At 68.9% G+C, this 21,535-nt stretch carries 17 protein-coding genes; 8 read left to right on the top strand and 9 right to left on the bottom strand.

The window, feature by feature from the left end:
- Window positions 1-160: 160 nt before the first annotated feature.
- Window positions 161-2,221 carry an RICIN domain-containing protein gene (locus OG858_RS39745; protein WP_327725498.1) on the bottom strand — a complete coding sequence of 687 codons (2,061 nt, stop codon included), beginning with the start codon at window positions 2,219-2,221 and terminating at the stop codon, window positions 161-163.
- Between the two features lie 225 nt (window positions 2,222-2,446).
- Window positions 2,447-3,484 (bottom strand): LacI family DNA-binding transcriptional regulator, encoded by a 1,038-nt coding sequence (locus OG858_RS39740; RefSeq protein WP_327725497.1) that lies wholly within the window; start codon window positions 3,482-3,484, stop codon window positions 2,447-2,449.
- Between the two features lie 530 nt (window positions 3,485-4,014).
- Here OG858_RS39740 and OG858_RS39735 point away from each other — a divergent pair.
- From OG858_RS39735 to OG858_RS39720, 4 genes are read left to right on the top strand one after another with little or no spacing between them, the layout of a single operon-like run.
- Window positions 4,015-5,325 carry an ABC transporter substrate-binding protein gene (locus tag OG858_RS39735; RefSeq protein WP_327725496.1) on the top strand — a complete coding sequence of 437 codons (1,311 nt, stop codon included), beginning with the start codon at window positions 4,015-4,017 and terminating at the stop codon, window positions 5,323-5,325.
- Between the two features lie 37 nt (window positions 5,326-5,362).
- Window positions 5,363-6,343: a carbohydrate ABC transporter permease gene (locus OG858_RS39730; RefSeq protein ID WP_327725495.1), complete on the top strand. Its 981-nt coding sequence runs from the start codon at window positions 5,363-5,365 to the stop codon at window positions 6,341-6,343.
- Window positions 6,340-7,224 (top strand): carbohydrate ABC transporter permease, encoded by an 885-nt coding sequence (locus OG858_RS39725; protein WP_327725494.1) that lies wholly within the window; start codon window positions 6,340-6,342, stop codon window positions 7,222-7,224. Before OG858_RS39730 ends, OG858_RS39725 begins: the two co-directional genes overlap by 4 nt.
- Before the next feature lie 47 nt (window positions 7,225-7,271).
- The gene (locus OG858_RS39720; protein WP_327725493.1) at window positions 7,272-9,287 is read left to right on the top strand and encodes a beta-galactosidase; all 2,016 of its coding nucleotides are present in this window, start codon (window positions 7,272-7,274) and stop codon (window positions 9,285-9,287) included.
- Window positions 9,288-9,313: 26 nt separating this feature from the next.
- Here OG858_RS39720 and OG858_RS39715 read toward each other — a convergent pair whose 3' ends face one another.
- The 6 genes from OG858_RS39715 to OG858_RS39690 are packed head-to-tail and all read right to left on the bottom strand — an operon-like array spanning window position 9,314 to window position 14,482.
- Window positions 9,314-10,201: an SMP-30/gluconolactonase/LRE family protein gene (locus OG858_RS39715; RefSeq protein WP_327725492.1), complete on the bottom strand. Its 888-nt coding sequence runs from the start codon at window positions 10,199-10,201 to the stop codon at window positions 9,314-9,316.
- Window positions 10,202-10,215: 14 nt separating this feature from the next.
- Window positions 10,216-11,136, bottom strand: coding sequence for a sugar kinase (locus tag OG858_RS39710; RefSeq protein ID WP_327726116.1), 921 nt, complete (start codon window positions 11,134-11,136; stop codon window positions 10,216-10,218).
- Between the two features lie 32 nt (window positions 11,137-11,168).
- A complete protein-coding gene (locus OG858_RS39705; RefSeq protein WP_327725491.1) occupies window positions 11,169-11,789 on the bottom strand; it encodes a bifunctional 4-hydroxy-2-oxoglutarate aldolase/2-dehydro-3-deoxy-phosphogluconate aldolase in 621 nt (206 codons plus the stop codon).
- Between the two features lie 41 nt (window positions 11,790-11,830).
- On the bottom strand, window positions 11,831-12,976 hold the full coding sequence (dgoD, locus tag OG858_RS39700) for a galactonate dehydratase (RefSeq protein ID WP_327725490.1): 1,146 nt from the start codon (window positions 12,974-12,976) through the stop codon (window positions 11,831-11,833).
- Window positions 12,973-13,695, bottom strand: a complete 723-nt coding sequence (locus OG858_RS39695; protein ID WP_328543949.1) for a FadR/GntR family transcriptional regulator — start codon at window positions 13,693-13,695, stop codon at window positions 12,973-12,975. The genes dgoD and OG858_RS39695 overlap by 4 nt, the downstream gene beginning before the upstream one ends.
- A gap of 43 nt (window positions 13,696-13,738) precedes the next feature.
- The gene (locus OG858_RS39690; protein ID WP_328543950.1) at window positions 13,739-14,482 is read right to left on the bottom strand and encodes an SDR family NAD(P)-dependent oxidoreductase; all 744 of its coding nucleotides are present in this window, start codon (window positions 14,480-14,482) and stop codon (window positions 13,739-13,741) included.
- 168 nt (window positions 14,483-14,650) lie between these two features.
- On the opposite strand from OG858_RS39690, the gene OG858_RS39685 reads away from it, so the two are divergent.
- The 3 genes from OG858_RS39685 (at window position 14,651) to OG858_RS39675 (ending at window position 17,893) form a co-directional block, all read left to right on the top strand.
- The gene (locus OG858_RS39685) at window positions 14,651-15,997 is read left to right on the top strand and encodes an ABC transporter substrate-binding protein (RefSeq protein ID WP_328543951.1); all 1,347 of its coding nucleotides are present in this window, start codon (window positions 14,651-14,653) and stop codon (window positions 15,995-15,997) included.
- Window positions 15,998-16,061: 64 nt separating this feature from the next.
- Window positions 16,062-16,967: a carbohydrate ABC transporter permease gene (locus OG858_RS39680; protein ID WP_328543952.1), complete on the top strand. Its 906-nt coding sequence runs from the start codon at window positions 16,062-16,064 to the stop codon at window positions 16,965-16,967.
- On the top strand, window positions 16,964-17,893 hold the full coding sequence (locus OG858_RS39675; RefSeq protein WP_328543953.1) for a carbohydrate ABC transporter permease: 930 nt from the start codon (window positions 16,964-16,966) through the stop codon (window positions 17,891-17,893). The genes OG858_RS39680 and OG858_RS39675 overlap by 4 nt, the downstream gene beginning before the upstream one ends.
- 69 nt (window positions 17,894-17,962) lie before the next feature.
- Here OG858_RS39675 and OG858_RS39670 read toward each other — a convergent pair whose 3' ends face one another.
- Window positions 17,963-20,011: a glycoside hydrolase family 2 protein gene (locus OG858_RS39670; protein ID WP_327725484.1), complete on the bottom strand. Its 2,049-nt coding sequence runs from the start codon at window positions 20,009-20,011 to the stop codon at window positions 17,963-17,965.
- A gap of 159 nt (window positions 20,012-20,170) precedes the next feature.
- Here OG858_RS39670 and OG858_RS39665 point away from each other — a divergent pair, with 159 nt between their 5' ends.
- Entirely contained in the window at window positions 20,171-21,460 is a 1,290-nt protein-coding gene (locus OG858_RS39665; RefSeq protein WP_327725483.1) for a cellulase-like family protein, read from the top strand.
- The last annotated feature ends 75 nt before the right edge of the window (window positions 21,461-21,535 follow it).

Genomic DNA, 21,535 nt, shown 5'->3' with positions numbered 1-21,535 from the left:
TATCGCTGAGCACTGTGCTCACCTATCTGGCCGCACTCGGGGAATGTGAAGGGTTCTGATCCCCACTTCTGGAAAGGCGCAACAGCGACGTGCCGGTCACCAAGTCCGGGAACTCAGTGACCGGCACGACCGCCTGACACGTCCATCTGCGGACGGTCACTCAGTTGATGCGGACGATCTTCCAGAGTTGGTCGTCGATGTTCACGTCGTTCCACTGCACGACTGCCGCACCGTTGCTGGTGGAGGACTGGGCAACGCCGGCGTGGAATCCGCTCCTGACGTTCTTGAGTTCGTAGTAGCCGTCGCCCGCTTCGACGAGGGTCCATTTCTGTGAATCGGCTGCGGACGGCGTGTTCTGGACGACGGCGGCTCCGGCGGTGGTGGAGCCGTTACGGATGTCCAGGTTCAGGTTGCTGTTGGCGTTCCTGATGGTCCAGGCTCCGCCGCCGGCGGACTGGAAGGTGAACAGCTGGCAGATACAGGCGGAGTTCTGCCACTGGTTGGCGGCGGTGTTGGTGGCGGTGGAACCCTGGGGGATGTCGAGGTACTTGCCGCTGTTCTTGTTGACGAGGATGTACTGCCCGGTACCCAGCGGGGGCAGGGCGGTCTGGGTGAGGTTCCAGCGCTGGCAGGCGCAGCTGGTGCCGCTCCACTGGACGGCGGCGGTACCGGCCGCGGTGGAGGCGTTGGGGATCTCCAGGTACTTGCCGGTCACACGGTTGGTGATGCTGTACCCGCCGGCCTGGTGCGGGGAGACGGCCCACTCGTGGTCCAGGGTGCCGTTGTCGTCCCACTGAAGGATCTTGGCGCCGTCGGCGGTGGACTGGCTCTCCACACCGAGAACCTTGCCGCTGGCGACGTTGAAGATCTTGAAGTAGCCGGAGCTCTGCTGCATGAATCGCCACTGCTGGTCGGTGGCAGTGGTGGAGTTCTGCTGGGTGGCGTTCGTGCCGTTGGTGGTGGAGCCGCCCGCGATGCTCAGCCTGAGGTTGCTGCCCGCGTTCGACGCGGTGTAGGTGGCACCGTCCGAGATGCCGCCGCCCAGGTCGATGGTGCTGTAGGTGACGGGGTTGGAGAGGTTGCTGCCTCCGTTGCCGCCACTGAGCACGAGCAGGCTGTGGCCGTCGGCCAGGGGCACCATGCCGCGGCTGTAGCCGTTGGCGACGTTGGAGCTGATACGCGTCCAGGTGTTCGCGGCACCGTTCTGGGTGTTGAGGAACAGGTCGCTGGTGCTGTAGGCGCCGACGACAAGCGTGCCGTTCGGACCTCCGGTGGACAGCCATGTGATGTATGGGGTACTGGTGGGGACCGCGCCGTCCGTCGACCGCAGGGGGATGCCCGTGACGGAGTCGAACGCCTCCGGGTCGGAGGAGATCTTGTAGTAGACAGCGAAGTTGCCCGAGGGAGAGCCGCCATACTCGTACGTCATGACGTAGTTGCCGTTGGGCAGCTTCGCGACGGTGGCCATACCCGGGCGCTCGCTGAAGGTGGGCATCGCCACGTCATCCACGACCGGACCCCAGTTACGGATGTCCGTGGTGACCTGGTGGACGAGCTTCTGGCCGTGGTCGGGGTCGCGCTGGTCGGAGTAGTAGACGATCAGCTTGCCGTTGGCGTAGAGGAAGAAGGGCTCCCATACGGGGGTGTTGCCGTTGCCGTTCTGGTCGTAAGCCGGGCCGCCGGTGGCGATGTTGCTGACGAACGTCCAGGTCTGTCCGCGGTTGGTGCTGGCGTAGACATCGATCTTGATGGCGGAGCGGTCGGCGGGGACCGAGGCTCCGGCGGCCAGGATGGTACCGGCCGGGAAGCCGCCCACTGCGGTGGGCAGTTCGAACAGTTCGGGCTGCCAGCGCATGCCCCAGCCGTTCTGCGTGTCGGCGACCTCGGAGATCTTCGTCCAGGAGTTGCCGTTGTCCGTGCTGCGGTAGATCGGGAGGACCGGTGTGCCGGAGGTGTACTGCTCGAACGTCGCGAGGATGGTGCCGTTGGCAGAGCCGTTGTGCTGCATACGCATCGCCCGCGGGTATAGCGAGCCGGGCGAAGGCGCACCCGACGGCGGGGTGTACATCGTCTGCGAGGGGCGGGCCAGGGCATCCGCCCTGCCGACAGGCAGGACCATGGTCATCGCCGCGACGAGCAGGACGAAGGCCAGGGACAAGAGGGAGATGGGACGGGAACGCGGAGCGGCGCCGGATCTGGCGCCTGTCTGCGCTGGGGACATTGCGGCTCCCAGGAGAAAGGGGAAGGGGTGTTTCGGTGTCCGCCGACTCGGAACGTCCCAGAGTGACGCGGCGGAGTTCGTTGGGCGCGTCGTCCGGGGACAGCCGGGCGACACTGCAGGGCCCGGCTCACGAGAGGGGGCGCGGCGCGACAAGCGCGGAGTAGCGGAATAGAAGAGGTGGGGCGCCCCGGCGTGTGGGTGCGCCGGAGCAGTGGGGGGGGTTGGTCAGGGCGAGGGTGGAGGCGCCGTCGAGCCGCGGACGATCAGTTCGACGGGTGGATCGTTCGCCGGCGGCAGGACGGTGTCGGGCTTCTCGATGGCGTGCAGGAGTAGCCGGATTCCTTCCCGTGACGCGGCCTCGAAGGGCTGACGGACTGTGGTCAGCGGCGGGGAGACGTAGGCGAAGACGGGGTTTCCGTCGAAACCCACGACGCTGATGTCCTCCGGAACCCGGCAGCCGGCTTCCCGCAGGGCATGGATCAGGCCGATGGCCATCTCGTCGCCTCCGGCGAACACGGCGGTCACCGAGCCGTCTGCGGCCAGCTCGCGACCCGCGGCGTACCCGGAAGCCGCCGACCAGTCGCCGTTCAGTACGGGCGGTTCGTGCGCGCCCCGGGCTGCGAGCGCCGCCCGCCATCCCTCGATGCGGTCCGTGGTGGCGTACCACCGCCGCGGCCCGGCGAGGTGATGGACGGTCGGATGCCCCAGGTCCAGGAGGTGATCGGTGGCCGCGCGTGCCAGCTGATGGGCGCCCACGCCGGCAGTCAGGGTCCGGGCGGCACTGAAGGCGGGTGGGGCTCCTAGGAAAAGGACCGGCACGTCGACGCCGAGCGGGACTTCTCCTTCGACAATGGGTTCGGAGACGACGATGCCGTCCACACCCTGCTCCAGGAGTGATTCCAGCGCGGCGGCGATGCTTTCTGAGTCGCCATCCGGTGTGTTGAGCACGCGAAGCGCGTAACCGGCGTCCCGTACGGCTTGTTCGATGCCCACGAGCAGGGAGGCGGTTCCATACCCGGCCGTCCCCAGAGCGACCACACCGATGGAGCGGGTACGGCCGGAGGCCAGTGCCCTGGCGGCGTGGTTCAGCCGGTAGCCGAGTTCCTCGGCGGCCGCCAGGACGCGTCGGCGGGACGCGTCGGAGACGTACGGCTCGTTGTTGAGGACCCGGGAGACCGTCTTGCGTGAGACGCCGGCCAGTCTGGCCACGTCCTCACTGCGCGGCGCGGAGGAGCCGGTACCGCGCCCCAGCCCTGTTGTCATGAAGTCTCCCCATGGCCGTGTGTTCTCCATCGAACGAGGTCACTTACATGACCGCGCGGTCTGACCGCGCGGTCAATGTGTACGCACCCACCGAGCTCACGTCAAGAGTTCTCGCAACACCACTTGCCTCTGGCATGACGATCGTCGAGGCCCACGGCGTGGCGGTGCGAGGTGCCGGAGGCTTCCGAGGAATGCGTGCCCGGCACGCATTTCCTACAGCTCAAGCGGCCGGTGGTGGGGCCGGGACGGTGCGATGGCGAGCCATGTCAGCCCCGTCAGTCCGGTCCGGCCGCCAGCGCGTGGGGCTCACGGCCGGACCCGGTCCATCATGGATTCCCGGACGGAAGGTCTTGACAGCGAGTCCACAGAGCGTTCACGCTTCCTGGCGTCCGACGATCGCGTTTGTTCGATTGTGTTGGATTCCGGTTCTCGACTGACCCTCAAACGGTCCCTCGACGACCCACTCTCCGCCATACCCCCGTCCGGCTGACGTGCCATACCTGGGCACCGCCAGCCCAGTAGGAGCCGAAATGCACCGTTCCTCCCCCGGTCAATCCATGCCGGGAACCAGCCGCCGCACCGTGCTCCGCGGACTCGGCGGAGCCGCGCTACTGAGTGCCGGCATCCCCCTGCTGAGCGCCTGCGCCGGCAGTTCCGCCTCGTCGGACACCAAGGCCGTCACTGTGGGCTCCAACGCGTCCGACGCCGTCCCGAAGAAGGGGTACGCCGACGTCTACGCGGCCTTCACGAAGCAGTCCGGAATCGCGGTCGACATCAACACCAAGGACCACAACACGTTCCAGGAGCAGATCAACACCTATCTGCAGGGTACGCCGGACGACGTGTTCCAGTGGTTCGCGGGCTACCGGATGCAGTTCTTCGCGTCCAAGGGGCTCGCCTCCCCGATCGACGACGTGTGGAAGACGATCGGCGGCAACTTCCCGTCGGCCATGCACGACCTGAGCAAGGGTCAGGACGGCAAGTACTACCTGGTGCCCCTCACCACGTCCCCGTGGGCGGTCTTCTACCGCAAGAGCGTCTTCCAGCAGTACGGCTACGAGGTCCCCACCACGTGGGACGCGTACGTCGCCCTGTGCAAGCGGATGAAGAAGGACGGCCTCGTCCCGATCGCGTACGGCGACAAGGACGCCTGGCCGGCGATGGGCTCCTTCGACCAGATCAACTTCCGCCTCAACGGCTACGACTTCCATGTCGAGCTGATGGCGGGCAGGGCCTCGTGGACCGACGCGAAGGTCCGCAAGGTCTTCGACACCTGGGCCGAGACCCTCCCCTACCACCAGGAGGGCGCGGTCGGCCGTACCTGGCAGGACGCGGCCCAGACTCTGGTGGCGAAGAAGGCCGGCATGTATATGCTCGGCATGTTCGTGGCCCAGCAGTTCAGCAACAAGGCGGACCTGGACGACCTCGACTTCTTCGCCTTCCCCGAGATAGACCCGGCGTACGGCCAGGACACCGTGGAGGCACCGACCGACGGCATCATGCTCAGCAAGAAGCCCAAGAACCACGCCGGTTCCGTCAAACTGCTCGAATTCCTGGGCACGCCACAGGCCGAGGAGATCTACCTCAAGGCCGACCCGAGCCTTATCGCCGCCTCCACGAAAGCCGACACCTCCGGCTACAGCGCCCTTCAGAAGAAGGGCTACGACATGATCGCGCAGGCGAAGCATCTCACCCAGTTCATGGACCGGGACAGTCGGCCCGACTTCACCTCCACGGTGATGCAGCCCGCACTCCAGAAGTTCATCCGCGACCCCAAGGGCATCGACAGCCTGCTGTCCTCGATCGAGCGCCAGAAGAAGACGATCTTCGCGTCCGACTGAGCCCGACCCCCTTCTGAAGCGGATGAACACCGACACCATGAGCTCCGACACGACCACGAAGATCCCGGAGGCAGCCGCGGCGCCGCCTCCGGGCGCCGCGACGCCGAAGAGGCGGGTTCCGCAGGGCCACCAGCGCCTGCTGACCCGCCGCGACCGGACCGCGCTCGGCCTGATGGCCGGCCTGCCGACGATCCTGCACGTGGCACTGGTCTGGGTCACCGCCCTGGCCTCCATCGCCCTCGCCTTCACCACCTGGGACGGCATCGGCTTCGACTCGATCCAGTGGGTCGGACTCCGGAACTTCGAGGAACTCTTCGAGCAGAACCCGCAGTTCTGGCCCGCCGTCGAGCACAACGTCATCTGGTTCGTCGTCCTGATCGCGCTCCCCACGCCGCTCGGCCTGTTCCTCGCCGTGCAGCTGGACAAGAACATCCGGTTCAGCCGGGTCTACCAGACGGCGTTCTTCCTGCCGGTCGTGCTGTCGATGGCAGTCATCGGGTTCGTCTGGCAGCTGATCTACAACCCCGACACGGGCCTGATCAACAGCATCATCGGCGCCAACGAGCCCGGCCGCTACATCGACTGGATCGGCGACCCCGACCTCAACCTCTGGGCCATCCTCATCGCCGCGTCCTGGCGCCACACCGGCTACATGATGATCCTCTACCTGGCCGGCCTCAAGGGCGTCGACCCGTCCCTGCGCGAGGCCTCCGCGCTGGACGGCGCCAACGAGTGGCAGACGTTCAAGAACGTCATCTTCCCCACCCTGCGCCCCACCAACACCGTCGTCCTGGTCGTCACCATCATCGAGGCCCTGCGCGCCTTCGACCTCGTCTACGTCTTCAACAAGGGCGCCGAGGGCACCGAGTTGCTCTCGATCCTCGTCACCAACAACATCATCGGAGAGTCCAGTCGCATCGGATACGGATCGGCGATCGCGGTCGTCCTCCTGCTGATCTCACTCGTCGTCATCATCCCGTACCTGGTGGCCACCTTCCGGAAGGAGCGGCGCGCATGAGCACCACCGTCATGACCAAGGTCCGTACGCCCGTCCGCCCCGCCCGGATCCTGCTGCACCTCTTCCTCGTGGGCGCCTCACTCGCGTGGCTCGCGCCGCTGCTGTGGGCGCTGTACTCGGCCATGCGGCCGTACGCGGAGACCAGCGAGAAGGGCTACGTCTCCTGGCCCGACAAGCTGACCCTCGACAACTTCACGAACGCGTTCACGCAGTCGGACATGGGGCACTACTTCGTCAACACGATACTCATCGCCGTACCGGCGGTGCTGGTGACCCTGCTCCTGTCGTCGATGGTCGCCTTCTACGTCAGCCGCTTCGACTTCCGCCTCAACCTCGCCCTGCTGCTGGTCTTCACCGCCGGCAACCTGCTCCCCCAGCAGGTCATCATCACCCCGCTGTACCGCATGTACCTGCTCATCGACCTGCCCGGCATCACCATGAGCGGCAAGCTGTACGACTCCGCCCTCGGCCTGGTCCTCATCCACGTGGCCTTCCAGTCCGGGTTCTGCGCCTTCGTGCTGAGCAACTACATGCGCTCCCTGCCGCACGAGCTGACCGAGGCCGCCCTCGTCGACGGCGCCTCCGTGTGGCGCCTGTACTGGCAGATCGTGCTGCCGCTGTGCCGCCCGGCCATGGCAGCCCTGGCGACCCTGCTCTCCATCTGGATCTACAACGACTTCTTCTGGGCGCTCGTGCTGATCTCCACCGGCGAGAACATGCCGATCACCTCGGCCCTGAACAACCTCTCCGGCCAGTACTTCACCGACCCCAACCTGGTCGCCGCCGGAGCCCTGCTCACCGCGATCCCCACGCTGATCGTGTACTTCCTGCTCCAGCGGCAGTTCGTCAGCGGTCTGACCCTGGGCGCCAACAAGGGCTGAAACACCCCCACTCGCCCCTCCCCTACACCCCTCCCGGAGCACCACCAGTGAGTACCGCACGCCGTCTTCGCATTCCTGGAATCGCCTACGGAGGTGACTACAACCCCGAGCAGTGGCCCGAGGAGGTCTGGGCCGAGGACATGCGCCTGATGCGCGAGGCCGGGGTGACCATGGTCAGCGTCGGCATCTTCTCCTGGGCTCTGCTCGAACCGTCCGAGGGCGTCTACGACTTCGCCCGCATGGACAAGATCCTCGACCTGCTCCACGAGAACGGCATCGCCGCCGACCTGGCGACACCGACGGCCGCCCCGCCGGCCTGGTTCTTCCGGGCCCACCCGGACGCCCTGCCGGTCGACAAGGACGGCCGCACACTGTCGTACGGCAGCCGCCAGACGTTCTGCCCGAGCAGCCCCGCCTACCGCAGAGCGGCGCTGCGGATCGCCGGAGCGCTCGCCGAGCGCTACGCCGACCACCCGGCCGTCGCCATGTGGCACGTGCACAACGAGTACGGCTGCCACAACGACGCCTGCTACTGCGACACCAGCGCCGCCGCGTTCCGTACCTGGCTGCGCGCCCGCTACGAGGACGACCTGGACGCCCTCAACCACGCCTGGGGCACCACGTTCTGGAGCCAGTGGTACTACGACTGGGACCAGATCCTGCCGCCCCGCACGACCGCGGCTCCCCCGAACCCCACCCACCAGCTCGACTGGCGCCGCTTCTGCTCCGACGAACTGCTCTCCCTGTGCACCGCCGAACGCGAGGTACTGCGCCGGGCCGCTCCGGACACCCCGGCGACCACCAACTTCCTGGTCCTGCGCACCATCGACGCCCTCGACTACTGGCGCTGGGCACCCGAGCTGGACATCCTCTCCAACGACCATTACCTGCTGTCCGACGACCCGGAGGCCGAGGTCGACATCGCCCTCCACGGCGACCTGATGCGCTCGCTCGCGGGCGGCCCGTGGTTCCTCATGGAGCACTCGACCGGCGCCGTCAACTGGCAGCCCGTCAACCGCGCCAAGCGACCCGGCGAGATGCGCCGCAACGCGCTCGCGCACGTGGCCCACGGTGCCGACGGCATCGCGTTCTTCCAGTGGCGTGCGGCGAAGGCGGGCGCCGAGCAGTGGCACTCGGCGATGCTGCCGCACGCCGGAACCGACAGCCAGATCTGGCACGACGTCGTCCAACTCGGCGCGGACCTGCGGGCGTTGGCCGACGTGCGGGACTCCACCAGCACGGCACAGGTGGCGATCGTGTGGGACTGGGACGCCCGCTGGGCACTGGAACTGCCCTCCCAGCCCAGCGGCGAGCTGCGCTACCAGGACCTGGTCCGGGACTGGTACACCCCCCTGTGGCGGGCCGGGGTCGCCGTCGACTTCGTACGCCCCGACGACCCTGGACTCGACCGCTACAAACTCGTCCTGGCACCCTCGCTGTACCTGGTCGCGGAAGCGGCCGCGGCGAACCTCGCCCGGTTCGCCGAAAGCGGAGGCACGCTGGCCGTCGGCTTCCACAGCGGCATGGTCGACGAGAACGCCCATGTGTACCTGGGCGGTTACCCCGGCGCGTTCCGCGACGTCCTCGGCGTGGTCACCGACGAGCTCTTCCCTCTGCTGCCGGGCGAGACGACCGGCCTGACCGGCGACGTGGCGTCGGGCGCCACGGCCGACCTGTGGTCGGAACGCATACGGCTGACCGGCGCACAGGCCGTCGCCTCCCACGCCGACGGCCCACTGGCCGGTCACCCCGCCGTCACCCGCCACCGGCACGGAGACGGCACCGCCTGGTATCTGGGCACCCACCCCGACCAGGTCACGCTCGCCGCCCTGCTCGACCGCATCCGCCAGGGCGCCGGTGTCACACCAGAGCAGGACGCGCCCGCCGGTATCGAGGTGGTCCGGCGCCGGGGCGCAGAGGCGGACTTCCTGTTCCTCATCGACCACACCGGAAAGGGCGCCGAAGCACCTGCCGAAGGCGTCGAACTCCTCACCGGCACACCGGTCACCGGAACCGTCACCGTCCCACCGGGAGGCGTCGCCGTCGTCCGCGAGCCCCGCTGATCCACCTGCCGGTAGTGGAGAGGAGGTCAGCGCCCAACACCCCAGGAGCAGTCCGGCGTTCCTGCGACCGGTACGGGAACGCTCAGCACCGCGCCCGAGGCGGCGGTCGGGTTCGTCACCCCGTAGCGGGCCGTGGTGACGTAGAGGCGGTTGTCGCCGGGGTGCAGACACACCGACGTGGGGTGGGGGGCGGGCACGGTCAGGGTGTGGAGCAGGCGGCCGTCGGGATGGTAGCGGCGGACCGTGCCGGCGCCCCACATCGCGACCCACAGGCAGCCCTCCTCGTCGACGGTCATCCCATCGGGGCTGCCTTCGCCGTCGCTCACCCGGGCGAAGGCCTGCGGGCCAGCGACGAGATCGCCGGAGGCGGGGTCGACCCGGCAGCGCAGGATGGTGCCGACGGCCGTGTCAGTGAGGTACATGGTCGTGCCGTCGGCGGTGAAGGCCGGGCCGTTGGCGATGGTCAGGCCGTCCAGGACGCGTACCACCGTGCCGGCGTGGTCCGTTCGGTACAGGGAGCCCGCGCCGGGGGTGCCGTCGTAGGCCATGCTGCCGGCCCAGAAGCGGCCTGCGGGGTCCGCGACGCCGTCGTTCATGCGGCTGGGGACGGCGGTGCGCTCCTCGGGGCGGTCCAGCCATTCCAGTGCGCCGTCGGTGGTGAGCAGCGCGATGCCGGTGCCCGCGGCGGCGATCCACGCCCCGGGCCGGTCCCCCACCGGCGCGACGGCACCCAACGGCACGTCGAGCCGGGCCAGTGGGCGCGGGGTCACCGGGTCGGTGCCGTCGCGGAGCTCGAAGAGCCGGCCGCTGAGGATGTCGACGTACACGTAGCGGCCGTCGGTCCAGCGGCCGCCCTCGGCGAGTTCGTACGCGCCGTCCACGACGACCGCCGTCGGTGCTGATGCAGATGTCATGAGCAGTTCTCCGGTCAGCGGATGGTCGTGCCGTCGGGCTCGTCGAACAGGCCGAGTTCGTCCCGCGTCGGCAGGCCCTCCCAGTCGCCCCGGGTGGCGACGGCGAAGGCCGCGGTGGTGACCGCCCGATGCAGCCGGGCCGGGATGTCCGCGCCGTCCAGGAGGCCGGAGAGGTATCCGGCCACGAAGGCGTCGCCCGCGCCGACCAGGTCGACGGCGTCAACTTCTCGCGCAGCAAGGTCGGTTGCGCCGTCGGCGGTGAAGACGGTCGCGCCGCGGGCGCCCCGCTTGACGACCACCTCGGTGACGCCTGCCGCCAGCACACCGTGCACGGCCCCGGACTCGCCCGCACCAGACACTTCCTGCACCAGCGGTAGCTCGTCCTCGGAGGCGATGAGCAGGTCCGCGTGGTCCAGGATCGGTCGCAGTGCGGTGCGGGCGCGCTCGGACGTCCACAGCCGAGAGCGGTAGTTGACGTCGAGGCATACGGTGACACCGCTCTCGCGGGCGGCCTTGGCAGCGGCCAGGACTGCCTCGGCCGCCGACGGACCGAGCGCCGGCGTGATGCCGGTCAGGTGCAGAACGCGGGACCCGGGGACCAGCGCGGACAGTACGTCGTCCGGTGCGACTGCCGAACCCGCGGAACCTGCACGGTAGTAGCTGACGCGGGTGAGCGTGCCCAAGCGGGGTTCGGTCAGCAGCAGTCCAGTGGGCCGGCCGGTGTCGTCGGTGACCGCGTGGCTGGTGTCGATGCCCTCGGCGCGCAGCGTGCGCAGGACCAGCGCGCCGAGTTCGTCGGCGCCCACCCGCCCTGCCCAGCGCACCCGGTGGCCGAGCCGGGCGAGGCCGATCGCGACATTCGACTCGGCTCCGGCGACCGACAGGCCGAGGCTGCCGCCCAGCCGCAGCGCGCCGTGGGCCCTGAGCGCCGCCATTGTCTCGCCGAAGGTCACGACTTCAGGTGATGTCACGGCCTCTCCCCCGTGGCCGTCTTGCGGAACTCGGCCGCGCGGGCGCGCAGTTGCTCCAGCTCACCGCCGTCGGCAGCGTCCCCGACGAGCGGTGAGCCGACGCCGACAGCGAGGGCGCCCCGGTCGAGGTAGTCACGGGCGATCTGCGCGTCCACTCCGCCGACGGGTACGAAGGGCACCTCGGGGAACGGGTCGCGCAGAGCCTTCAGATAGCCGGGGCCGCCGAGGGAGCCGGGGAAGAGTTTGATCGCGTCTGCGCCCCGGGCGAGGGCGGCTTCGATCTCGGTCGGTGTCAGGGCGCCCATCAGCACGGGTACGCCGTACGCCTTGAGTCCGTCGACCAGTGCCGGGGTGACGAGGTACGACGCGCCGGCGTCGACCGCGCGGGCGGCGTCCTCGGCCGAGCGCACGGTGCCTGCGCCGAGCAGCGCGCCGGGACCGAGTTCGGCGCGCGCCTGCCGGATGACGGTCAGGGCGTCGGCGGTGGTCAGTGAGACCTCGATGGCCGCGATGCCTTCCTCGGCGAGGGTGCGTACGGTGTTGAGGGCGGCGGCGGGGTCCTTGCCTCGGACGATCGCCAACAGGCGGTGGGCGCCGAGCGATTCCACCAGGTTCATGGGGGCGGGCTCTCCTTGCGGGTTCGGTGTGCGGGCGGCGGTCACCATTCGGTGAACGCCCCGTCGGCGCCGCGCCATATGGGGTTGCGCCAGCGGTGTCCGGTCTCGGCGGCGTGGCGTACGGCCTTCTCGTCGATCTCGACGCCGAGGCCCGGGCGGGTGGAGGCGACGGCGTACCCGTTCTGGAACCGGAAGGGTGCGGAGTCCATCACGTACTCGAGCAGGTCGGCCTGCTGGTTGTAGTGGATGCCCATGCTCTGTTCCTGGATGAGGAAGTTCGGCACGGAGAAGGCGATCTGCAGGCTGGCGGCCAGGGCGATCGGACCGAGGGGGCAGTGGGGTGCCATCGTGACGTCGTACGTCTCGGCCATGGCCGCGATGCGGCGCACCTCGGAGATGCCGCCCGCGTGTGACAGGTCGGGCTGCGCCACGGCGATGCCGCTGGCCAACACCTCGCGAAAGTCCCAGCGGGAGTAGAGGCGTTCGCCGGTCGCGAGGGGAATGTTCGTGAACTCCACCAGGCTGCGCAGGTTTCCCGAGTGTTCCGGCAGGACCGGCTCTTCGACGAACAGCGGGTGCAGTGGCTCCAGCAGGGGCAGTAGGCGGCGCGCCATGGCGGTGGAGGCCCGGCCGTGGAAGTCGACGGCGATGTCCCGCTCGTCGCCCAGCACCTCCCGGACGGCCGCGACGCGTTCGACGACCTCGGCGGTGCTCGCCGGGGTGTCGATCGGGGCGAGTTCGGCCGAGCCGTTCATCTTCACGGCGGTGAAGCCCGCCTTCATCTGTTCCTCGGCCAGCTCCGCCACGTCGCTCGGCCGGTCGCCGCCGATCCAGGCGTACATCCGGACGCGGTCGCGTACGGGGCCGCCGAGGAGGCGGTGCACCGGAACGCCGTAGGTCTTGCCCGCGATGTCCCACAGGGCCTGGTCGATACCGGCGACGGCGCTGGAGAGGATGGGGCCGCCCCGGTAGAAGCCGCCCTTGGTGAGCACCTGCCAGTGGTCCTCGATGCGCAGCGGGTCCCGGCCGACGAGGTAGTCGGCCAGTTCGTGGACCGCGGCGCGTACGGTCTCGGCGCGGCCCTCGATCACGGGCTCGCCCCAGCCGGTGACGCCCTCGTCGGTGGCGACGCGCAGGAACAGCCAGCGCGGAGCCACCAGGAACGTCTCAAGTCCGGTTATCTTCAAGGAAGTTCCTTCGGCAGCGGGTCGGTCGCCCGGACGGCCGCCAGGTCGTCGGAGGCCTGTGCCAGGAGTGACTCGACGGCGGCCACGGCGGCGTCAGGATCACCCGCTTCGACCGCGTCCAGCAGTTCCTGGTGCACGGGGATGGAGTCGGAGAAGTGCCGGGCGCCGTGCACGATCCGGTCGCGTACGCGCAGGCCGGCCTCGATGACGACTTCCATCCGGCTGAGCAGTTCGTTGTGGGCGGCGTCCAGTAGGGCTCGGTGGAAGGCGAGGTCCGCTTCGACCATCGCGTCGGCGTCCGTCCCCGCCGCCGCCATCGCGTCCAGTGCCTGCCGCATCGCCTCGAGGTCGGAGGTGGTGCGGCGGGCCGCCGCGAACCGGGCTCCCGCGGGCTCGACGATCGCGCGGACCTCGGCGAGGTCCTCCAGGAAGCCGTCGGTCGGGTCGCTGCTGCCCTGCCAGCGCAGCAGGTCGCTGTCGAGCAGGTTCCAGTCGGCGCGGGGGCGGATGGTCGTGCCGCGTTTCTGCTTCGACTCGAGCAGGCCCTTGGAGGCCAGCACGCGCATGGCCTCGCGGACCACGGTCTTGCTGACGCCGAGTTCCGTCTCGAACTTGACCGGGTCCACCACGGAGCCCGGGGGGTAGTCGCCGCGGATGATGCGTCGGCCCAGTTCCTCCACGGCCTGGCCGTGCAGCCCCTTGGGGGGATGGGTCACCACGTTCTCCGTTTCCGTATCGGTCCACAAGCGTTGTGTGCGTCGCTCATGAGGACTCCTTCATGACGCTCCATCCTCCATCGACCACGAGGCTGGCGCCGGTCACATAGGAGGCATCCTCCGATGCCAGGAAGGCGACGGCGGCCGCCACCTCCTCCGGCTGCCCGAACCGCCGGGCCGCTGTGGCCGCGACACTGCGCTCGCGGTCGGGCTCCGGGATGCCGTCCCACGCGGCGGTCATGATGGGGCCCGGCAGCACCGTGTTGACCCGGATGTGCGGACCGTACTCGACGGCCAGCTGCCGTCCCAGCGAGCACAGCGCGCCCTTCGCGGCGGCGTAGGCGGCATGGCCGGGCAGCCCGATGACCGCGTGCACCGAGGAGGTCAGCACGACGGAGCCGCGGGCCTCGCGCAGCATGGCCGCGAATGTCTTCATCGCCCGCCAGGCAGGCTTCAGCAGCACGGCCATCTGGCCGTCCCACTCGGCCTCGCTCAGTTCGTCGGCGGGCTTGTTGAGCTGGGCGAAGGCGTTGCTGTGCAGCACGTCCAGCCGTCCGTGGTGCTCCTGGACGTGGCGGGCCAGGTGCTCCCAGTCGGGGGCCGAGGTGACGTCGCAGCGTACGTACTCCGCGCGGCCTCCCTGGCCGGTGATGGCGGCCGCGACCTCCTTGCCCGCGGTGTCGTCCACGTCCGTGACCACGACCAGGGCCCCCTCGGCCGCAAGTCTGTGAGCCGTGGCCGCGCCGATCCCGTGGGCGGCGCCGGTGATCACCGCCACGCGGCCGCTCATCCTGCGGCATTCCCTCATCGCGTGTGTCTCCCCTCGTGACTGTCTACGCACCCACCATAGCTGTTTCAATTAATTATGAATATATCTTGACGGGGTGGTGACACCGCTCCGAAACTGACCGGCATGCAACAGGCACCTTCAGTACGAAGTTAGGAAGGACCTCCTCCCATGAGCCGCACCACACCCCGCCACCGAAGCCGGGGCGCACTCGCAGTGACCCTTGCCGCCGCCGCCCTGGTGATCTCCGCCTGCGGGGGTTCGACCGGTTCGAAGGACCCCGCAGTCCAGGAACCTGCCAAGCCCGGCGAGAAGGTCGACCTGCGCTTCTGGTCGTGGGTTCCCGGTGTCGACAAGGCCGTCGACAAGTGGAACGCCACCCACCCGGACATCCACGTCAAGCTGGAGAAGATCCCGGCGGGCAGCAGTGGCGGCTACGCGAAGATGCGCGCCGCGCTCAAGAGCGGCAACGCGCCCGACCTGGCGCAGGTGGAATACCAGGAGATCCCCTCGTTCCTGCTGGAGAACGGCCTGGTGAACCTGTCCCAGTACGGCGCCGACAAGGACCGGTCGAAGTTCGTGGACTGGCAGTGGCAGCAGGGGGTCTTCGACAAGTCTGTCTACGCGATCCCCCAGGCATCCGGTCCGATGGGCCTGTTCTACCGCTCCGACCTGTACAAGAAGTGGGGCATCGAGCCGCCCGCCACCTGGGAGGAGTTCGCCCAGGCCGCGCAGAAGATCCACCACGCCGACCCGAAGGCCTACATCAGCACCTTCCCCGCCGGCAACTCCGCCTGGTTCACCGCCCTCGCCTGGCAAGCAGGCGCCAAGTGGTTCGGCGTGAACGGCGACACCTGGTCGGTGAACATCGACTCCCCGCAGACCCTCAAGGTCGCCGCCTTCTGGGACGACCTGCGCAACAAGAAGGTCATCAAGACCGAACCCGACTTCGCCAACGGCTGGTACAAGGACCTGCAGAGCGGTGCCATCACCTCGTGGGTCAGCGCCCAGTGGGGCGACGCCATCATCAGCGGAAACGCCCCTCAGACCAGTGGCAAATGGGCGGTCGCACCCATGCCGCAGTGGACGAAGGGCGCGAACGTGTCCGCGAACTGGGGAGGATCCTCCACGGCTGTCCTCAAGGGCGCCGAGCACATCCCCGAGGCCCTGAAGTTCGCCGAGTGGCTCAACACCGACCCCACGAGCGTCGACCTGCTGCTGCAGGGCGGATACGGCTGGCCCGCGGCGGCCGACGGGTACAAGGGCTCCTCGCTCGACAAGCCGTCACCGTTCTTCGGAGGCCAGAAGTACAACGAGGTCTTCGCGGAGGCGGACAAGAACATCGACAACTCGTGGAAGTGGATACCGACGATCGACGCCACGTACCAGCACCTCAACGACGGCTTCCAGGCCGCCCTGGCCGGCAAGGGCACGTTCGTCTCCGCGGTCAAGCAGGCGCAGCAGCAGACCGTCGAGGACCTGAAGAAGAAGGGTCTGAAGGTTTCCACCGGCCAGTGACCACCTCCGGAGGGCGCGACACGGCCGCCGCCGTTCTCCCTTCCGGACTCCAGAAGGACCCCTGATGCCCACCCGAGCGCCCCGCCGCCGCAGAAACCCGGCGCCCGTCGTCTTCGTCGCGCCATTCCTCCTGCTGTTCCTACTGACCTTCGCCCTCCCCATCGGCTACGCCGTCTACCAGAGCGTCATGGATGTCGAGCACACCGGAGCCCTGGGACTCGGCGGCAGCCATACCGTCTTCGCGGGGCTGCGCAACTACTCCGACGCGTTGTCCGATCACGCCTTTGTCCGCAGCATCGGTCGCGTACTGCTGTTCGCGGCCGTCCAGGTGCCGGTGATGGTCGCGTTGTCCGCCGGGCTCGCGCTGCTGCTGGACAGCGCCTCGACCAGAGGCGTGCGGTTCTTCCGCGCCGCCTTCTTCCTGCCCTACGGCGTTCCGGGCGTCATCGCGTCCATCCTGTGGGGCTTCTTGTACGTCCCGGGAGTCAGCCCCCTCGTGGACGGCATGCGCCACCTGGGGGTGTCGGTCGACCTGCTGGGCGGAGACACGGTTCTGTGGTCCATCGCGAACATCGTCACGTGGGAGTTCGCCGGCTACAACGTCCTGGTTCTCGTCGCCCAGTTGCGTACCATCCCCGCGGAGCTGTACGAGGCCGCCCGCATCGACGGCGCCAGTGCGTGGATGACGGTCCGGCACGTCAAACTGCCGCTGCTGCGCCCGGCGCTGATCCTCACCACGGTCTTCACCATCATCGGCACGCTGCAACTGTTCGCAGAACCGCTGGTGCTCAAGCCCGTCTCATCGAGTATCGACAGCGCCTACACCCCCAACCTCAGCGCCTACAACGAGGCGTTCACCAACGACAACTACCACCTCGCCGCCGCCGAGGCAGTGCTGCTCGCCCTCGCCGCGTTCGTGCTCTCCTTCGGTTTTCTGCGGCTGATCAACAAGAGAGGTGGGGACGCGTGAGTCTTCAGACACCGGCCCGCACAGTCCTGCCGAGGGGCGAGACGCCGGCCTCCGACGACGGCACGACGCCGCACGGCGGCATCACCGGGGTCACCACGCGCAGTCGCATCCTGGTCACCGGCCTGCTGGTGGCGGCCGCCGGGTACTTCCTGCTCCCGGTGTACTGGCTGGTCGTGGCGTCCACCAAGTCCACCGGCGACCTGTTCGGCAGCTTCGGGTTGTGGTTCTCCCATCCCCAGTTCCTGAGCAACCTGCGCCAAGTGGTCACCTACGACGATGCGATCTACCTGCGCTGGGCCGCCAACAGCCTGCTGTACGCGGGCGTCGGCGCAGGCGTGGCGACGCTTCTGGCCGCGATGTGCGGCTACGCGCTGGCCAAGTTCTCCTTCGCCGGCCGCGACACGATCTTCAACGTCGTGCTGGGTGGCGTCCTGATCCCTGCCACGGCGCTGGCGCTGCCCATGTACCTGCTGTTCAGCGAGGCAGGCCTGGCCAACACCTACTGGGCCGTACTGCTGCCGAGCTTCGTCAGTCCCTTCGGCGTGTACCTCTGCCGTATCTACGCCGCGGCATCCATACCGGACGAGCTGCTGGAGGCAGCCCGCATCGACGGCGCGGGAGAGATCCGCATCTTCACGGTCGTTGCTCTGCGCATCATGACCCCCGCCCTGGTGACGATCTTCCTTTTCCAGTTCGTCGGCATCTGGAACAACTATTTCCTGCCGCTGGTCATGCTGTCCGACTCCAAGCTGTACCCCATCACCCTCGGTCTGACGTCGTGGCAGTCCTTCGCCGACCGCCAACCGCAGCTCTACCAGCTGACCGTCGGAGGCGCCTTGGTCTCCGTCGTCCCTCTGATGATCGCCATGGTCATCCTGCAACGCTTCTGGCGCAGCGGGCTGACCGAGGGCAGCGTGAAGGGCTGACGCCGCTGAGAGCCCGACGGCTGGAGGGGGGAGGGCAGTCTGCCCCTCCCCCCTCCAGCCGTTCGACGCTCACTCGGCGCCCGGCACCGCCGCCTTCCGGAAGGCGTCGTAGACCAGCTTGGGCCGCTCCTCCGCGAACGTCAGCAGGCCCATCACGGAGATCCCGTTGTAGTCCTGGTTGTACCCGGCCCGCTGCTTGTAGTCCTTGAGCACCCAGTAGGTGAACCCGGCGACGAACGCGCTACGCGCGGTCACTTGTGCCCAGTGCGCGCTGAAGCTCGCCGCCTGCCACTCCTCCGTGCCCTGGGTGGTGTCGGGGCCGTGGGTGCCGGCGACGGACCAGGTGCCGTTCTCGGTGATCAGGATCGGCTTGTCGGGGTACTTCGCGTGCACCGCGTCGAGCGTGGGGCCGAGGTCGGCGTCCTTGCCGTAGAAGTAGCCGAAGTACTCGTTGAACCCGATCACGTCGGCGAGGTCGAAGGCGGGGTCGTTGCTGGTGTTAGAGGCCCAGGTGACGGGACGGGCGGTGAGGTCGACCGCCTTCACGGCCGCCTTCAGGTCGGCGAGCCAGGCCCGGTAGACCGGGGCGCCGGCGGCGTCGATCTCCGACTCGTTCTGCAGGCCCCAGAGGATCACCGAAGGGTGGTTGTGCTGGTTCCACGCCATGGTCAGGGCGAGGGCCCGGGCGAGGCCGTAGCGCTCGGTCTGGAGCTTCTCCTGGGCGGTGTTGAGCCACATGGTGTCGATGTCGTCCATCACCAGTACGCCGTGCGCGTCCGCCCAGTCGTAGACGTAGGGGTGGCGGTTGTAGACGCAGTTACGGATGAAGTTGGCGCCCAGGATCTTGAAGTGGCCCAGTTCCTGGTCGTACTCGGCGGGCTTCATCGCTCTGCCGTGCGCGGCCGTCTCCTCGTGCCAGTTGAGCCCCTTCAGGAAGAGGGGCTCGCCGTTCAACCGCAACTGGGCTTCGGCCACGGTCAGTTCGCGTACTCCGTAGCGAGTGGACAGCGTGTCCACCCGTGGGCCTGACGGCCTGCCGGCGGTCAGGGTGGCGCGGGCGGTGAGCGTGTGCGGTGCGGCAGGGCTCCATCGCGGGGCGCGGGGCACGGGCACCGAAAGGCGTACGACGCCCGCCGATCGGGCCGCGATCCGGGCGGGGACCACGGCGGGCCGGCCTCCGCTCTTCCGGCCGGGATCCAGGGTGAGCCAGCCGTCGAAGTCGGACGTGCCGTGGTTCTCGACGACCGCACGTGCCTCGAGGCGCCCGTCCGCGGCGGCCACGAGCAGTTTGGCGACGGTGACCTGCGGCACCGCCTCGATCCAGGCCGACCGGGTCAGCCCCGCGTAGGGCCAGTAGTCGACCGGCTTGTAGGGGATCTCGTGGTCATCGGTCACCGGCTGCGGAGGCGAGGCCGTGTAGTCGGTGTAGCTCGCCCGGCGGAAGACCCGCACGGCGATCGTCTGACGGGTGCCCGGCCGGAGCGCCCCCGCCACCGGAAGCGCGAAGGGCGAGTTGGCGCCCTCGTGCTTGCCGAGATGCACACCGTCGAGCCAGACCTCGGCGCTGTAGCCGGCGGCCAGGAAGGCGATACGGACGTGCCGGGCACGCCAGGACGCGGGTACGTCGACGGTGGTGCGGTACCAGGCATAGCCGTCGGTGAACGCGGTGCCCTTGGCGAAGGGGGCGGTCTCCGAGCCGAACCCGGGAGTGTTCAGAAGGTCCCAGGCGGCGGGCACTTCGATGCGGTCCCACGTCCGGTCGTCATGGTGCCGGGACTGCCACCCTTCGTCGGTCCCCTGGCCGGCGGGGTCGAAGCGGAAACGCCAGCGCCTGTCCAGGGACACGTAGTCGCGGGTGGGCTCATGGGTGCGCCAGCCGTCGAAGGCGGGGAGCACCGTGCCGTACTGGAAGACGACATTGGTGCCGCCGACGTCACGCACGTGGGTGCCGGAGGGCTCGGTGGCCGGGTGGGTGTCGAGCACCGGGCCGTTCGCCGCGGCCACGGCCGGGCCGTCCGCCGCTCGCGCCGTCTGCGGCCAGGCCGGCAGAGCGACGGCTGCGGCGGCGCCGAGTGCCGTGACGACGGTGCGACGGGACGGGTGGATGGATGGGGTCATGGCGGGCGGCTCCTCGATGCGCATACGTGTTCGTCCGCCCCACAGCCTGGACAACCCGGTTACCCTCGTCAAGGATTATTCATAAATAATGTATTGAGTTAGCGTGGTGCCGCCGAGCCGCCGACGGCGTCCCACCGCACACGAACGACGGGTGACCTCATGAGCGCACAGCAGCAGCCCACCCCGGGCGAGACCACGGGCCGACTCGCCATCACCCTGTGGGACTTCAGCTGGTACACACAGGCAGGACCCGGCGAGCCGTTCGCCGACATCGACCGCGCCTTCGCCGAGACGGTGGAGCGCGGCTTCAACACCGTGCGCATCTGCGCCATGCCCTTCCTGCTGTTCTCCGGACGCGTCCACGCCCCGGACTCCATCCAGGTCCGCGGCCTCGGCGAGGAGTTCGGACAGCGCACCCGCTGGTACGACGTCCGCGGCGGCTACCCGCTGGACGGCCGACGGCGTCTCGTCGAGCTCTTCGAGGCAGCGGCCCGGCACGACTGCAAAGTGATCGTGTCCTCCTGGGAGTACCAGCAGTCCCCCAGCTTCGCCGACACCGACACCTGGCATCGCGCCCTGGACGAAGTCCCGGGCCCGGACCGGGCCGAGGCGGTGGCCGAAGGGCTCGCCGGACTCCTCGACTTTCTCACCGAGCGCGGGCTGGCCGACCAGGTCGCCTACGTCGAAGTGCACAACGAGGTCGACAACTGCGACCTGGTACCCGCGGACGGCACCCCCGGCCACTACGCCCGGCTGCGTGGCCCCCTCGAACGCGCCGTGAAGCTGCTGCAGGCACGCCACCCCGCCATCCCCGTGACCTACTCACTGGGTGAGCCCTGGCCCGGCGAACTCAACGACCTGCCCGAGCAGGCGCAGATCGCGCACTTCCACTTCTACGTCTACGGCGTGCTGGGCGCGCTGTACGAGGCGGTCGGACTCGGCCACGGAACCGAGGCGGCGCCCGAGACGGCCGCCTGGCCGACCCCCGAACTGGCCGCCATGCTGCGCCCCGACGCGCCCGCCTTCGCCGACTACCAGCCGGACGAACCCTGGCGGCTGGCGGCCACCGGGATCCCTCGCGAACTGTTCTACGCGCACGACTGGGTGGACCCCGACCGCTGGGACCTGTGGCTCTACGAGAACTACGCGGCGCACCGCCAGGCCATGCGGGACACGCTGGCCGGGTGGGCCGACTCCGTCGCCGAGTTCGCCCGCCTGCGCGGGATTCCCGCCGTTCTCGGTGAAGGCGTCGTGGGCTACACCCCGCTGCTGACGCGCTTCGAGGAGGACGCAGTCGGCAAGGACATCGCGGAGTTCGTCGTCGATCGCTGTCTCGCGGCCGGCTTCCAGGGCGTCGTCCTGACCTCCAACGCCGCTCCGCACCACCCCATGTGGCACACCGACGGGGACTGGATGCGGCGCGTCAACTCCCGTATCACCGCGGGCTGAAGCCGAACCATACTGCGGCTGGGAGTCCGAGCGGCCAGTGTCCTCGGTGCGCTGCGAAGCCATCGAGGCGGGCCG

Origin of the sequence: Streptomyces europaeiscabiei, assembly GCF_036346855.1 — a bacterium.
GTDB classification, from domain to species: domain Bacteria; phylum Actinomycetota; class Actinomycetes; order Streptomycetales; family Streptomycetaceae; genus Streptomyces; species Streptomyces europaeiscabiei.
The sequence above is the reverse complement of the archived record's forward strand: the minus strand, read 5'-3'. Positions and strand labels throughout refer to the sequence as shown.

Bases quoted from the DNA above. Each gene is read 5' to 3' on its own strand.
- OG858_RS39715 (WP_327725492.1), bottom strand. From the start codon at position 10,201: ATGACATCTGCATCAGCACCGACGGCGGTCGTCGTGGACGGCGCGTAC.
- OG858_RS39690 (WP_328543950.1), bottom strand. From the start codon at position 14,482: ATGAGCGGCCGCGTGGCGGTGATCACCGGCGCCGCCCACGGGATCGGC.
- OG858_RS39685 (WP_328543951.1), top strand. From the start codon at position 14,651: ATGAGCCGCACCACACCCCGCCACCGAAGCCGGGGCGCACTCGCAGTG.
- OG858_RS39745 (WP_327725498.1), bottom strand. From the start codon at position 2,221: ATGTCCCCAGCGCAGACAGGCGCCAGATCCGGCGCCGCTCCGCGTTCC.
- OG858_RS39670 (WP_327725484.1), bottom strand. From the start codon at position 20,011: ATGACCCCATCCATCCACCCGTCCCGTCGCACCGTCGTCACGGCACTC.
- OG858_RS39710 (WP_327726116.1), bottom strand. From the start codon at position 11,136: ATGGCGGCGCTCAGGGCCCACGGCGCGCTGCGGCTGGGCGGCAGCCTC.
- OG858_RS39725 (WP_327725494.1), top strand. From the start codon at position 6,340: ATGAGCACCACCGTCATGACCAAGGTCCGTACGCCCGTCCGCCCCGCC.
- OG858_RS39735 (WP_327725496.1), top strand. From the start codon at position 4,015: ATGCACCGTTCCTCCCCCGGTCAATCCATGCCGGGAACCAGCCGCCGC.
- OG858_RS39740 (WP_327725497.1), bottom strand. From the start codon at position 3,484: ATGACAACAGGGCTGGGGCGCGGTACCGGCTCCTCCGCGCCGCGCAGT.
- OG858_RS39730 (WP_327725495.1), top strand. From the start codon at position 5,363: ATGAGCTCCGACACGACCACGAAGATCCCGGAGGCAGCCGCGGCGCCG.
- OG858_RS39665 (WP_327725483.1), top strand. From the start codon at position 20,171: ATGAGCGCACAGCAGCAGCCCACCCCGGGCGAGACCACGGGCCGACTC.
- OG858_RS39680 (WP_328543952.1), top strand. From the start codon at position 16,062: ATGCCCACCCGAGCGCCCCGCCGCCGCAGAAACCCGGCGCCCGTCGTC.
- OG858_RS39705 (WP_327725491.1), bottom strand. From the start codon at position 11,789: ATGAACCTGGTGGAATCGCTCGGCGCCCACCGCCTGTTGGCGATCGTC.